The organism is Alteromonas mediterranea DE, from assembly GCF_000020585.3.
In the GTDB taxonomy this organism is placed as follows: Bacteria; Pseudomonadota; Gammaproteobacteria; order Enterobacterales; family Alteromonadaceae; genus Alteromonas; species Alteromonas mediterranea.
In genome coordinates, this window is record NC_011138.3 from 811,555 (window position 1) to 826,155 (window position 14,601).

Here is a 14,601-nt window from a genome sequence, read left to right on the forward strand (position 1 = left end):
TTGGTATTTAAGTAAGCTAACGAAGTTACTCGCTAAGCCCTAGTACTTTTTTACCTTGGTTGAAGTGAATATCAACCGGAATACTCGCCGCCTCTAAGCGCGCTAAATCTGATGCAAGGTCAGGTTTAATCACACCCATTGTCTCAACCAATTCAGCCACGCCATCGTAATCGCCATCACCTTGTAAGGTAAGAATAAGTTCCGATAGCGCTTCTACCGCAGCGCCCATTTTCTCCATATTAACCCGGTATAGCCCGTCTTCGGTCTTTTCAAATGCGCCCTGTTGAGCAAAGAAGTTAAAGCGAATCATGTTGGCTTTGCCATGTGCAGAACTTGCACCAAAACGCACTGAACGGAAAATGCCTGCCATAAAGGTTACGTAGTAATCCTCTAATGCGCCTTCGGTAATCTCACCTTTTTCGAGAAGGCTTTGTACCATATACAGGCCAAGAATATCTGCTTTACCTTCTTCAAGGGCTGATGCATGCTCTTTTAGTGCGCCGCGCACGGTACCTGAACCGTCCAGGGTGTTTTTAATCCCTAAACCGTGGGCCACTTCGTGAAACATGGTGTTCGCGAAAAAAGCGTCGAATGTAATGTGCTTGCGCTGCTCAGGTACAATGAGCGTATCTGCGATAGGAACGAGAATGGTATCAAATTTTGCACGCATAGCGTTTTTAAGCTGCAGACGTCGGGTCCCTTTTTCTAGCTGAACCCGTTCGTCGTTAGGCAGGTTTATGGCAATGGTTTTACTGCCTGCATTAGAATGGCCCGCATAGTAAATGACGTCGTATGCGTTAAGGTCCGCGTCCGAGCCCGGCATTTCGGCTTTGTAGGCTTCAGCGACGGGCAGGCCTTGCTGTAGTTCAGGCAAGAAAGCCGCATACTTTGCGAGCTTTTCACTCCACGCTAGATCTTTAATAAGTACGTAAGCTTCAAACGCAGCGCGATAGCCAAAAAGTTGGTCTTCATAGCTTTCAATGGGGCCGATAACAAGCTCAATCGGGTTGGTTTTCATATCCATCCATGCCATGTCAGAGGCAAGGTAGTCATTGGATAAAAGTGCTTCGGCGCGAAGCTGCAGGTATTGCTTGAAGCTCTCATCTTCCGCCAGCTCTGATGCTTTTTTAAGTAAATCAGAGGCTTTCATTAACTCGCTTTTAAATGCTTCTGAATAAGGCACTGAATAAAGGTTACCTGCTTCATCACGTTTTACCATAGAGTAAAGGCCTTGTTTGTCTTCAAAGCTTGCCGTAGCGAATTCGGCTTTATCTATGTCATGGGGGTAAAATTCAGCACCGGGCGCTTTGTCATCATAGCCACTAATAAAAGGGGTATCTCCGTTTAAGCGATCCCACGGCCCGTAGTTAATGGCAGCAAAGTGGCGGACGTCTTCATCGTCTATTGATGAAAGAAATACATCTTTATCTTCAAAAAACGCTTGTTTCCAGAATAAGTCATCCATGATTTTTGATGCATCGATTAACAGCGAAAGCATTTTGTGCTGATTGTCACTAAGGTGTGACAAATCGCTAGTAAGGTCTATACCGTGATAAATAGACAAGCGAGATTCGTCAACTAACAAGGTTTGCTCTGTTGTCGTCTCGGGTTTTGCCGTTGTTGTTTGTGTTGTGTCGGCGCTTTTACCGCACGCTGTAAGCATAAATAACCCCGCTATTGCGGCAGCAATAGGAGTGTAATGTGAAAGTGTGTTTTTCATAATGAAGGTTACCGTGTTATCTGTCGAAAAATAGCTAGCTCACTATAGCTATGCTTTTGATTTTATACAAAAGTATGAAAATTATTTGTGTAATTTGAATAGTGCTTTGCTACTGGTTGTCTATACTTTTAAAAGCTTTGGTTACTCGGTCGGTGCGAAAACCCCGGTTAGATAATTGCTATTTTTTAGTTGGTCGAAACCGAAGCGCTACTATAGTATGGTGATAGAAATATCATAATAAAACAATAAACCTCCTGTATTTTTGCGTAACGAATAATGCCTTATGCTAATAAAGCAGGGAGAGCAAAGCATAAACGGTCATAGTTGATGCTGGTTTACGAGTACCAACTTGATTAACTGATACAGCAACTGATTGCCTTCTGGGCTATTTGGAACTTCCTAAGGGTAGAAATATGTCTACACAGAACGCGCTTTCAACCATCTTGGTTGAAAAAATTAACAACGATACTCTCGTCCTTCCTACACTTCCTGCTATCGCATTGAAAGTTCGTAAAGCAGCTGACGACCCTGATATAAACCTAAACGCAATGGGCGAGGTTATAGGTCAGGACCCGTCATTAAGCGCAAGAATGATTAAAATTGCTAATAGTGCTTATATGGGGCGTAGCGTTAAAGTGACTTCAATTAGTCAGGCGGTAACGCGTATTGGTCTGCGACAAATTAAGAACATTTCTACTGCCTTGGCAATGGAACAGCTATTTGTATCGAAAAACGACGTGGTTGCTCGGTATTTACAGCAGGAATGGGCCAATACTGTGAACATAGTGTCTAGTGCCATGGCGGTTTTACAGCTTTATATCGCCCGGACTAAAAATCGTGAAATGAGCATGGATACTATGACTTTGGCAGCCCTTGTTCATAACATTGGTGTGTTGCCTATTTTAACCGAAGCAGAGCGCCACCCTGAAGTATTTGCTAACCCAACATTTCTTGAAGTTGCGATAGATCAATTGTCGGGGCGAATCGGCGCGAGCATAATGAGAGAATGGGGCTTCGGCGATAGTTTCGTTAATGTGGCTAAAAACTGGAAAGATTTAAGCTACCTGCCTGATAACCTAAGCTATATCGATTTTGTACGTGTTGGCGCGGCGGTTTCAGGGGCTGCCGGCAGTCAAAAAGATGCTATTTTAAACTTAGCGATACAGCGCGGTGTTGTAGAAGATATGGGTGAACTACACTCTGATGAATTCGAAGAGCTAAGTAGCGCAGCGAAGCAAATTTTCTTATAAGCAGTTAAGCTACCCCCAGATCTACACAATAATGTTAGGCCGATACAGAAGTGAATCTTCAAAACGTATCGGCCTTTTTGTTATGTAAGTTGCTATGGGTACAGCGCTAAATAAGCAACACTAGGCGTTAGCAGGTTTCTTTTGAACATACAGCAATATTAAGCCTAGCCCCAACCCCCACACTGCTGAAGTCATAGAAAATAAGCTAAAGCCTGACGCAGTACACAGCATAGTAAGCAGTGCAGGGGCCCTGTGATGTTCTATTTCCATAGCACGAACTACCGCCCCTTGAAGCGTAGCTAACAGAGCTAGCCCAGCAAGTAGGTGAATAATGATACTGGGCATGCTAACAAATAATGCTACGACCACAGACGCTGAAAGCCCCATAAATATATACGCCACACCGGCTGCAATAGCCGCTTTATAGCGCTGTGACTTTTCACTATCCGCTTGTTCACCCATGCACAATGCTGCTGTGATAGCGGCTAGGTTAAAGGTAAAGCCTCCAAATGGTGCTAATAGGGCTTGAGCAATGGCGATACCTGATAAAATAGGCTTATGGTCGGGTGTATAGCCGTGGGCGTGATGAATAGCAATACCAGGTAAGTTTTGAGAAAGTGTAGTAATAAGAAAAAGGGGAAAGGCTAACCCAATAGTGGCACTTAGCGAGAAAGTGGGTGTTACCCAAATAGGCACGGGCAGGGCAAATATTGATGACAGCCCTGATGAATCGCTTGTTAAAGCAACACCACCGTCTGCACTGCTCATAAACATACTAATGCCCACCGACATAACCAGCAGTAACAGCATTAGATAACGGGGAAATAGCCGGCTTCCTATTAGATAAACCGCGAGAAATAACGCGACTAAGTGCGGCGCATCGTTCACATCACTGAATATAGCAAGACATATAGGTAAGAGAATACCGGCCAAAAGTGCCGATGAGATTGCAGGCGGAATCCGACTAATTTGTTTAAGCAGGCTACGACTTTGAGCCGTTACAAGAGAAAGCATTGCGCATATTACAAAAGCACCAATGGCTTCGCTTAAACGGTAATTACCGATACTCGTTAACAAGAAAGCGGCGCCAGGGGTAGACCAAGCGGTAACAACGGGCAGCTTGGATAGCCACGAAAATAAAATACAGGTAATACCCATGCCTAGTCCAAGCGCGAATAACCAGCTTATTACCATGTCATCGCTAGCGCCGGCCTTACGTGCCACATCAATGATAATAACGACAGAACTACTGTAACCTACCGTAACGGCGGTAAGCCCTGCGCTGATATGACTTAACTTCCATTTACTCATGAAAACCCTCGTGATGGAATTTCGATTTGGAATCGACTGAGTGATAAAAACACGCTTTTAGCGTCTATTTATGTGCTACTCTACCTTTTTGTGCGCTATAACGTACAATAGGTAACTTACCATTTGTGCGTTATAGCGCACAACTGCTTTATCAACATTAGAGACGAAGTAAAAGGCCTTCATTACATGACAAAAGCAAATGCGCAGCCTTCTGCTATTTCAAAAAGCATTGCTCAACACCTGCAATCAGTTCGTACAGGGCGAGGCCTTTCACTTGATAAAACCGCCAAATTAACAGGGGTGTCCAAAGCCATGCTTGGGCAAATAGAGCGAGGTGAGTCTAGCCCAACTATCGCGACTCTGTGGAAAATAGCCACAGGTCTTGCGTGTTCTTTTTCTTCTTTCTTGTCTGGTGACGAAACAGCGCCTACGTCTCAACACGCAGATGATAAGTTCGCTAACGACCCAAACGTAACCATTAAAACGCTATTCCCGTTTAATGCAGTCACTCAGTTTGAAATGTTTGAGCTTTGCTTGAAGGACTTTCATGAGCAGCACTCTTCGGCGCACCAAATAGGTGTAACAGAACACATTCACGTATTACAAGGGAAGTTAGGGGTTTTGCAAGATGGTCAATGGCAAGCCTATCAAGCGCAAGAGCAATGTATATTGCACGCAGATCAGCCACACGGTTATCGAGATGAAGTAGGAGAAACGCGCTTTGTTGTGGTAATTCACTACCCTGTTTAAAGTGGCTAAGTAATGTTTTTTGAGCGGCTAGAAAGCCTTTGTAAAAAATCGCTTCTACAAAAGCAAGCTAATTAGAAACGGTACTCTAGGGATATTTATGAAAAGCCTAATTACTGTAATAGTGATTAGGCTTTGAATTAAATGCTCAATTGATATTAGAGAATAGATTGCGTTCTACTGATCGCTCGCTCACAAACTATCGTCGTTAAGATTAAGCGCACCACGAAGGAAGTTTAGCAGCGTACAAATTTCGGCTGACATCAGCGCAAATTCCGCGTCAAGGCGCGCTTCTACCTGATCTTTTGGTACGTCGTCAGTTTCTTCTTTAATGCGGTCGGTGAACTTAATGCGTTTAATGGCACCATCTTCACACATAACAGCCGCTAGCGTCTCTGCATATTCAAATGCGACTTTTTGGACCAGCTTACCTGCATCTAGGTGAATAGTAATTTCTTCGCTGTCTAGCGGCTGGTTTTTACAGCGGATAACGCTGCCTGTGTCATCAGTTGATTTAAATTCAGCTTCTTCAAGTAAGCCTACGCCTTCAGGCGTTGCCTCAGTAACCCAATGGGTAAGTTCGCTTTGAAGGCTTCTGCGCGTAAACGGCACAACAGGCAGCGAGCCTATGGCCTTTCTTACCATGGCCAAAAAGGCTTCGGCTTTGCCGTCAGAAGACGCATCAACCACCACCAAATTGTCGGCTAACGAGATAAAACCATGAGTGTAGGTGTTTTTTGTAAAGGCCTGAGGCAGCAAGCGGGTTTGAATTTCTTGCTTAAGGTCGGCTTTGGCTTTTTTGCCAACCGGCGAGCCTGTTTCCATTTCTATCTTGGCTGCCATTTCATCAAGTTCAGCATTAACCACAGCAGAAGGAAGAATCTTTTCTTGTTTCTTTAGCGTTATCCAAAAACGCTGTTGAACAACGTGAAACATGGTGCCTTGCTTACCAGCCTGAGAAAACGGGGAAGCAAACCCCATAGTTGCCATATCTTGGCTGCCGCACGGGCGGAAAGCATGCTCGTTAAGGGCACGCTCTAAATCGCCCTCATCTAGCGATAGCGGTTGAGTAATTTGATAGGCTTTTACATTTTTAAACCACATAGTGTAAGCATTCTCTTGATAAAAATAGGGCGCAAGCGTACCAATGTAAGTGGCACTGCGCAATTGAATAAAAAGGTATTAAGTCATGATTGTACGCTTAACGTGCGACCTGTCTAAAAATGAATACTAGGCGTGTCATGTACTCTTTTTGGGGAAGCGAATAGTATAATGCAAGCCTTGCTCTGGCGCACTTTGCGCTTCAATATGCCCGTTTAGTGACTGCGTCACTAAGTTATACATAATATGCGTTCCCAAGCCACTGCCGCCTTGTCCACGTTTTGTTGTGAAGAAGGCGTCAAACAGTTTTTCTAATGCCTCTTCATTTAGCCCGTTACCATTATCGGTGTAGTCGATAACCACATTGTCACCCGCGTCTTTCACCACTAAATTAATGGTGCCGGTGGTTTTACCTTCAAAGCCGTGGGTAAGCGAGTTCACAACCATATTGGTAACAATTTGTGCAATAGCGCCAGGCGCACATTTCACTACTAAGTTGTCGGGGCAAGAGACATTAATTTCATACTCGGTATGTTTAAAGCTTGGTTTAAGCGACAGAATAATCTCATTAATGTAGTCGCCAAGTACAAATTCTCGTTCTGTTTCACTTGTCTGGTCTACCGCTACTTGCTTGAAACTGGCAATGAGATCAGAAGCGCGCTCTAAATTGTTCAGTAGCAGTAGGGCGGTTTGTTCTGCTTCATCAATAAAGCTCGACATGCTTTTACTGGTTAGGCTTTTATCTTCAAAGTCGGTTTTTAGGTTATTTAGGCGCTCTTGAAGAAAGCTTGCTGCGGTAACGCTTACGCCTAACGGCGTATTCACATCATGGGCGATACCTGCAACTAAACCACCAAGCGACGCCATTCGCTCAGACTCTACAAGTTGTTCTTGAGTCTGACGAAGCGTATTCATGGAGTTAGCTAATTCTTGATTACGTTTTCTAAGCTCAGCTTCTATGTACTGACGGTTCTCGTTTTCTTGGCGCAACTCCCGCTGATGGGCGATAAGTTCGTCTTTTTGCTGCTCCAAATCCAGCATAATTTGAGAAAGAGAAGCGGTTTTCTTTGCCACCTCTTGTTCTAAAATAAGGTTTTGGTCGTCTAACTTTCTGTTGGCGAGGGTTAATTCGCTTTTGGCGTCGTTAAGATTGTTTTTCGAAACTATCAAATCGTCAATGACGCCGTTGTACGACTCTTTGAGCTGTAAAAGCTCGTTATCGTCTTCTAGCTCTATATTGATTTTGCTGTCTCTGAGGTGCTCGGGGTCGAAGTTACCCATTTGTTCGGTAATACTTTGAAGCGGCTCTGAGAGCATAGTGCGAAAGGCTGTCATGAACAGAAATACAAGAAATGTGGTTTTTACGATAGCGTTTCCGATAAGGAAAAATACGCCCACCTCTATGCGACTAAAAATAGTATCAAAACTAGAATAAAGGGTAACATCACCCACCGTTGATTCGCGTCCCGAAAACTTAAAAACGAGAGGGAAACTGTAGCTGAATACCCCGCCAGAATGGTCTTCGATAACTTCGCGATCAATGGGCGCAAGTGAACGTTTTGCACGAATACCATAGTCTGCAATGTAGTTGCCGTTTTCTCCGCGAACCTGTAGGCCTTCAACGATGGGCAGTGACATCAGCCCTTCGGAGATGGCGCGGACCTGATCGTTATTGAGCTCCCACATTGCGCGGGTAAGGCTAGAGGAAAACGTGTTCTTCAAAGTTTGAAGTTCGCTTTCTACGTGATTTTTAGTGCTGAGGTACTCTGTGAAGATCTGTCCTATTGTTACCAGAAGAGTCAGCGAGAAATACACCGATAACACTCTGGCTAAGAGCTTCCTTGATAACCCTGTCTTGACCGCAGTCATTGATAAACATACCCCTGTTACATCAGACTCTATATTCTCTATACATAGTTTCGAGCGTTGCGTTTTAGCATAGAGTGATTGGTAATTTCGACGATTCAAGAATATGCGTAAAAGAAATAATAAACAAGATTAAGCGCTTAAACTTTGGGCGAAGTTGTTTTATTACCGTATTAAACTTGACACATTAATGTAATCGTTTTAATAAAACTGTCACAGACCACATTAATAATAACGGCGTTTAATAATGAGCAGGAATATAACGATGTCTCGTACAGTGTTGGTGGTTGAGGACGAAGCGCCTATCCGTGAAATGCTTAAGTTCGTACTTGAGCAGTCGGGCTTTAATATTATTGAAGCCGAAGATTATGACATCGCGCAAGAAAAAATTTGCGAACCCTATCCGGATTTAATCTTATTAGATTGGATGCTGCCGGGAGGAAGCGGTGTACAGCTAGCGAAAAGTTTAAAGCAACATGAATTTACCCGTGATATACCGGTAATTATGCTTACCGCGCGTGGCGAAGAAGAAGACAAAATTCGCGGCCTTGACGCAGGTGCTGACGATTACGTCACCAAGCCTTTCTCTCCTAAAGAGTTAGTGGCGCGAATAAAAGCGGTCATGCGCAGAGTAACACCGACCTCAAACGAAGAGCCTATCGAATTTAACGGGCTTAAGTTAGAGCCGGTTTCCCACCGTGTTATGGCTAACGAAGAGCCCCTAGACATGGGCCCAACTGAGTTCAAGTTATTACACTTTTTTATGACGCACCCAGAGCGTGTGTACAGTCGAGAACTTTTACTTGATAACGTGTGGGGAACAAACGTGTATGTAGAAGATAGAACGGTAGACGTTCATATCCGACGCCTGCGCAAAGCTATCTCTCGTCATGGCCATGATGCTATGATCCAAACCGTACGCGGTGCGGGCTATCGTTTTTCTACTAAACTGTAATTAACGAAGATGTTAAGGGAGTGGCAATGCGCTATTCCCTCTTGCCTTTACGCTTTTTGAGCGAATGTATTTTCCACCATTAACAACGCGAGTTATTTCATGTATTACCCTTTCTCTTGGTTGAGAAGTACACTGCGATTAGTGCTATTCCTTGTGGTTTTTGCGCTGGTGGGGTGGTATTTGGATGACATGTTGTTCGCAGTAGCGATAGGTGCAACCCTGCTCTTATTGTTTAATTATTGGCACCTTTATAAACTTAACCGTTGGCTATGGCATAGCCGTAAGATGTCTCCACCTACTGTGCGTGGCGTGTGGGAGCATATCTATGAAGGCATTTACTATCTTCAGCGCCGTAACCGCAATAAACGCAAGGAATTGGGCGAATTGGTTAAGCGCTTCAGAGAAGGTTCTGAAGCCCTGCCAGATGCCGCTGTGGTAGTTGATGCTAAGGCGTGTATTATTTGGTGTAACCGCCTAGCGCGACTAGATTTAGGGCTTAAGTGGCCACAGGATTCAGGCCGTCGAATAGACAACTTGCTGCGACATCCTGAGTTTATACAGTACTTTCATGCAGGTAACTATAAATACCCCATTGAAGTACCGTCGCCAACTAATCCGAATAAAACCTTTGAATATCGCATCATGCCCTACGGGGAAGAGCACTTGCTGCTTATTGCCCGTGATATAACACGGGTTTCTCAACTTGAAGAAATGCGCAAAGATTTTGTGGCCAATGTATCTCATGAGCTTCGCACGCCGCTAACGGTGATTAATGGATATTTGGAAATTCTTCCTGTAGATGAAGAATCAGACCCGTTTATGCATAAAGCGATGAAGGAAATGACATCGCAAACCCATCGCATGCAAAACCTGATAGAAGATTTGCTGGTATTGTCACGCATTGAGGCAAGTTCAGAACGCATTTACGAAAACGTGGTCAATATTCCTACAGTGCTAGCCCAAGTGGAAAGAGAAGCACAGGCGCTCAATAAAGAAAAGAACCACAAAATAAACTTTCATATTGATGAAGAGCTTTATGTATTTGGCGTAGAAACCGAACTTAGAAGTGCTTGCTCAAACTTGGTGTTCAATGCGGTGCACTACACACCTGCCGGTGGTGAAATTAATGTGTACTGGCGACGTAAACCCAATGGCGCGCAATTTTCTGTGGTAGATAACGGTGATGGTATTGAGCCAAATCATCTAAACCGCCTTACCGAGCGCTTTTATCGCGTGGATAAAGCGCGCTCTCGCAAAACCGGCGGATCGGGGCTGGGCCTATCCATTGTAAAACACGTGCTAAGTCATCATAATTCTCGCCTAGAGATTACGAGTACACTTGGCGAGGGCAGTAACTTCTCGTTTGTATTAGATAAAGAACTTATTGCTGAGCAGCTGTAGTGTTTAAGGTTTTTGAATGTGATAGTTATGCAATCAGAACACCAGGCGATTACGGGGGAGTATCAGTGAGTTTACATCGTTTTAGCCTGTTAAGCTTGGTCTTTTTGGGTTGTACTCTATTGTCGTTAAAAACGCCAGCCGTGGTTTTAGAGCAAGAGCATGAACAGACCGTGACGAAAGCCTATCAAGTGCCGGCTTACGAACGTGTACCGGGCGTAGCGGGGAAGATATCTTCAGTAGGTTCAGACACATTGGCGAACTTAATGACCTTTTGGTCTCAAGAGTTTAAAACGCTTTATCCTCAAGTAGGCTTTCAAATTCAAGCTTCGGGTTCATCGACTGCCCCTCCAGCGCTTATCGAAGGCACCGCGACAATAGGGCCAATGAGTCGTGAACTAAAGCCTAGCGAAATAAGAGACTTCACCCGCACACACGGTTATCCGCCCACAGTATTAAAAGTGGCAATGGATGCCATCGCAATTTTTGTTGATAGACGCAACCCGCTACCGGGTATGACCCTTGAGCAGGTGGATGCGGTTTTTTCCGAGACCCAGTTTTGTGGTAGCGATAATGAAATTACGACGTGGTCTCAACTCGGGGTGAATGACGTAGCGTACCGCTCTCCTATCCGGCTATATGGCCGGAACTCAGTATCGGGAACCTATGGTTTATTTAAAGTCATGGCGCTGTGTGACGGCGATTTTAAAAATACGGTGAACGAGCAGCCGGGTTCCGCATCGGTGGTGCTGTCGGTAGCCAGCGGTACTGGCGCCATCGGTTATGCTGCCTATGGTTATAAAACCGCGGGCGTGCGCGCACTGCCATTAGGTGAGTCTATGGACAACTTAATCCCCCTGTCTATCGATACTGTTCGCAATGAATCCTACCCCTTTGCTCGCTTTCTTTATTTAGTTATCAATAAAAAGCCGGGCGAACCGTTACCCACCCTAGAACGAGAGTTTTTACGGTACATATTATCTAAAGAAGGGCAGCGACAAGTATTAAGGGATGGGTATTTCCCCATTCGTGAAGATGTGCTTGTTCGTCAGCGTCGTTTGTTGAGTGAATAATTAAGCGCCAAGCTATAGTGTTTACACAGTTTTTTGCCATAGCGCGGCCTGTCATAATAGCGTCATAAAAAATGCAGCCATGCACCCAATGGCATCTATCTTGTGCTTTTTTAACTTGAACCGACGTCGAGTAACCTCTTTTACATCACAGCCAATGAAACGGCGATTATTTTGCTAGTATCAAAAAAATAGTTAAAAACTAAAAGCTTGAACGGAGTTAGTGGTTTTAACTTGCTTTTTTTAGCTCAAAAATGAACTTTTTCTGTGAAACTTTTGTTACAGCGCCTTAATGTAACAAATGTGTCATCTACCTTAGGTAAAGTTTCCGCGTTTTCAAAATCCATAATTATACCGTACTTGGAGAAACACATGGAACTTAAGCAACTTTTCAAAGCTTCGGCTATCGCTACAGCGCTTGTGCTAGCAGGCTGTGGCGGCGACATCAATATCAGTGAAGGCGATATTGATAACAGCGTAACTAATAACAACGGTGGCGACACTGGTGGTGATACTGGTGGCGATACTGGTGGCGATACAGGTTCAGATGATACAGCTCCAGGTGAATCAAGTACTTTCCTTAGCGGCGAAGTAAGCGACGCATTCGGTCAAGACGTTGAAGTTCGTGTACTTACCGGTCGTTTAACTGCAGATGACGCAGACGACCAAGGCGTAATCACACTAACTAACGACACAGTATGGGCACTTGAAGGTCCAGTATTTATCGGTAACGACAAAGCAGACAGCGTAACGCTTGCTATTGAAGAAGGTACAATAATCTTCGGTCGTACTGGTGCAGATTATCTGGTTGTAAGCCGTGACTCAAAAATTGAAGCCGAAGGTACTGCATCTGCTCCTATCATTATGACATCATTCAATGACGTGGTAGGTGATGAAGTTGGCGCAGGCCAATGGGGTGGCGTTGTTATCCTTGGTAACGGTACGTCAACTAAGTGTCCACAAGATGGTTCTGACTGTGCGCTTCAAGTAGAAGGTGCAGAAGAAGGTGCGGTATTCGGTGGTACTGACGATACAGACAACTCTGGTATCCTTAAGTACGTTGTTGTTAAGTATGCGGGCTTTGAAATTGCACCAGACAATGAACTTAACGGTATTACTTTTGGTGGTGTTGGTTCAGGTACAGAAGTTGATTACGTACAGGTTCACAGCAACGCTGATGACGGTGTTGAATTCTTCGGTGGTGCGGTAAACGCAAAACACCTTGTACTTACTGCTAACCAAGATGACTCAGTAGACTGGGACAACGGTTATAAAGGTAAGCTTCAGTATGTTTACGTGCAGCACGCTGCTGACAACTCTGACGCTAACCGCGGTATCGAAGGTGACGGTGACGGCGGTGACGGCCTTGAATTCTCTAAGCCAATGATCGCAAATATGACGGTTATCGGTAACACGTTCGACACAGCCGATGCTGACTCTGAAGGTCTTCTACTTCGTGACCAAACTGGCGCAAACCTAATGAACTTCCTTATCACTGGTCCTGAAGCAATGGGCGAGTGTTTAGAAATGGACACTGACGAAACGGTTCAAGCTAACCTTTCTGACGGTGACCTAACCATGACTTATTCAGCAATTGCATGTTCTGAGCCGTTTAACTCACCTGAAGGTGCCGTTGACCTAGAAGCGTGGTTCACAGGCCAAGACGGCAACCAGCTTATCGCGTTTGAAGACCGTGCAAACCTTGGTCTAAACCCTGACGGTACATTAACCGCAGAAAGCGCGCTTCTTACAGCGGGTGGCGACGCGTCTACATTGCTTGATACTTTCTTTGAAGCGAACACATTTGTTGGTGCGGTTGGTGAAACTGACTGGCGTGAAGGTTGGGCATTTGGTTTCGGTGGCGGTAACATCGAGCTAGTACAATCTGCTTCAGGCTGTCCATCAGGTACCACTTCAATTACACCAGTAGACGGTTCAACCACTACGTGTGAAGTGTCTGGTACTATTACATCTGACCTTACGCTTACAGAAGGTAACTTCTACGCGCTTTCAGGTGCAGTATTTGTAGGTGGAGATAAAGAAAACAGCGCAACCCTTACTGTTGAGCCAGGCGTAACCGTTTACGGCGCTTCGGGTAACGACTACCTAGTAATCAGCCGTGACTCTGAAATCAACGCAAACGGTACTGCTGAAAACCCAATTACATTCACTTCACGTGACCACGTTGTTGGCGGTCTAGAAGCGGGTGAAGCTGGTCAATGGGGCGGCATGATCGTGCTAGGTAACGGTGAATCAACTAAATGCCCTCAAGACGGTACGTCATGTTCACTTCAGGTTGAAGGTGCACAAGAAGGTGCAGTGTTTGGCGGAACTGACAACACAGATAGCTCAGGTACACTTCGCTATGTACGTGTAATGCACGGCGGTTTTGAAATTGCACCAGATAACGAACTAAACGGTATTACGTTTGGCGGTGTGGGTTCTGGTACTACTGTTGAGTATGTACAAGTTCACAAAAACGCAGATGACGGTGTTGAGTTCTTCGGTGGTGCAGTAAACGTTAAGTATCTTACGCTAACAGGCATTCAAGATGACTCAGTAGACTGGGATAACGGCTACGTAGGTAAGCTTCAGTTTGTACTTGTTAAGCACGCTGAAGATAACTCTGATGCTAACCGCGCAATTGAAGGCGACGGTGACGGCGGCGACGGCACAGCGTTCTCTAACCCAATGGTTGCTAACATGACTATCATTGGTAACGAGTTCGACACTGCTGATGCAGACTCTGAAGGTGTTCTACTTCGCGACCAAACTAATGCACAACTTTACAACTTTGTTGTAACTGGTCCAGCGGGTATGGGTGAGTGTTTTGAAGCCGACTTAAGCGATGGCGATACTACGCTACTTGCTAACATGGATGGTACCAACACGCCTCAGCTTACTTTTGAAACATCTGTACTAGCGTGTGCTGAAAACATCAAAGACTCTGGCGACTTTAGTCAAGAAGATTGGTTCACTGCGCAGGCAGGTAACAGCCTACTTGATAACACTGCAACAGTACTTAACGGTATTTACACAGTAGATGCAACAGTAGCGACTGACGTATCTACGCTAGACAGCTTCTTCTCTTCAGTAGACTTTATCGGCGCAGTTAAAGACGCTGATAATGACTGGACTGCGGGATGGACTGTTGGTCTTGAATAAGACACAGTTCGCATAGCT

Annotated in this window: 10 protein-coding genes; 6 read left to right on the plus strand and 4 right to left on the minus strand. The window is 44.9% G+C overall.

Going from position 1 to position 14,601, the window contains the following annotated elements:
- Window positions 1–25: 25 nt before the first annotated feature.
- Window positions 26–1,720: a dipeptidyl-peptidase 3 family protein gene (locus MADE_RS03745; RefSeq protein ID WP_012517266.1), complete on the minus strand. Its 1,695-nt coding sequence runs from the start codon at window positions 1,718–1,720 to the stop codon at window positions 26–28.
- A gap of 413 nt (window positions 1,721–2,133) precedes the next feature.
- Here MADE_RS03745 and MADE_RS03750 point away from each other — a divergent pair, with 413 nt between their 5' ends.
- Window positions 2,134–2,970, plus strand: a complete 837-nt coding sequence (locus MADE_RS03750; protein ID WP_012517267.1) for an HDOD domain-containing protein — start codon at window positions 2,134–2,136, stop codon at window positions 2,968–2,970.
- A gap of 120 nt (window positions 2,971–3,090) precedes the next feature.
- Here MADE_RS03750 and MADE_RS03755 read toward each other — a convergent pair whose 3' ends face one another.
- A complete protein-coding gene (locus MADE_RS03755) occupies window positions 3,091–4,281 on the minus strand; it encodes a benzoate/H(+) symporter BenE family transporter (RefSeq protein WP_012517268.1) in 1,191 nt (396 codons plus the stop codon).
- 186 nt (window positions 4,282–4,467) lie between these two features.
- Between MADE_RS03755 and MADE_RS03760 the strand changes: the two genes are divergently transcribed.
- On the plus strand, window positions 4,468–5,031 hold the full coding sequence (locus MADE_RS03760; RefSeq protein ID WP_012517269.1) for a helix-turn-helix domain-containing protein: 564 nt from the start codon (window positions 4,468–4,470) through the stop codon (window positions 5,029–5,031).
- Window positions 5,032–5,220: 189 nt separating this feature from the next.
- Here the strand turns inward: MADE_RS03760 and rdgC are convergent, their stop codons facing one another.
- Entirely contained in the window at window positions 5,221–6,132 is a 912-nt protein-coding gene (gene rdgC / locus MADE_RS03765; protein ID WP_012517270.1) for a recombination-associated protein RdgC, read from the minus strand.
- Between the two features lie 135 nt (window positions 6,133–6,267).
- Window positions 6,268–7,998, minus strand: coding sequence for a sensor histidine kinase (locus tag MADE_RS03770; RefSeq protein ID WP_020742893.1), 1,731 nt, complete (start codon window positions 7,996–7,998; stop codon window positions 6,268–6,270).
- A 262-nt stretch (window positions 7,999–8,260) separates the two neighbouring features.
- Between MADE_RS03770 and phoB the strand changes: the two genes are divergently transcribed.
- The 4 genes from phoB to MADE_RS03790 all read left to right on the plus strand — a co-directional run bounded on the left by phoB (window position 8,261) and on the right by MADE_RS03790 (window position 14,583).
- Window positions 8,261–8,950, plus strand: coding sequence for a phosphate regulon transcriptional regulator PhoB (phoB, locus tag MADE_RS03775; RefSeq protein ID WP_012517272.1), 690 nt, complete (start codon window positions 8,261–8,263; stop codon window positions 8,948–8,950).
- 99 nt (window positions 8,951–9,049) lie between these two features.
- Window positions 9,050–10,351, plus strand: a complete 1,302-nt coding sequence (gene phoR, locus MADE_RS03780) for a phosphate regulon sensor histidine kinase PhoR (protein ID WP_012517273.1) — start codon at window positions 9,050–9,052, stop codon at window positions 10,349–10,351.
- Window positions 10,352–10,491: 140 nt separating this feature from the next.
- On the plus strand, window positions 10,492–11,421 hold the full coding sequence (locus tag MADE_RS03785) for a PstS family phosphate ABC transporter substrate-binding protein (protein ID WP_043960572.1): 930 nt from the start codon (window positions 10,492–10,494) through the stop codon (window positions 11,419–11,421).
- Window positions 11,422–11,790: 369 nt separating this feature from the next.
- On the plus strand, window positions 11,791–14,583 hold the full coding sequence (locus MADE_RS03790; RefSeq protein ID WP_012517275.1) for a hypothetical protein: 2,793 nt from the start codon (window positions 11,791–11,793) through the stop codon (window positions 14,581–14,583).
- The last annotated feature ends 18 nt before the right edge of the window (window positions 14,584–14,601 follow it).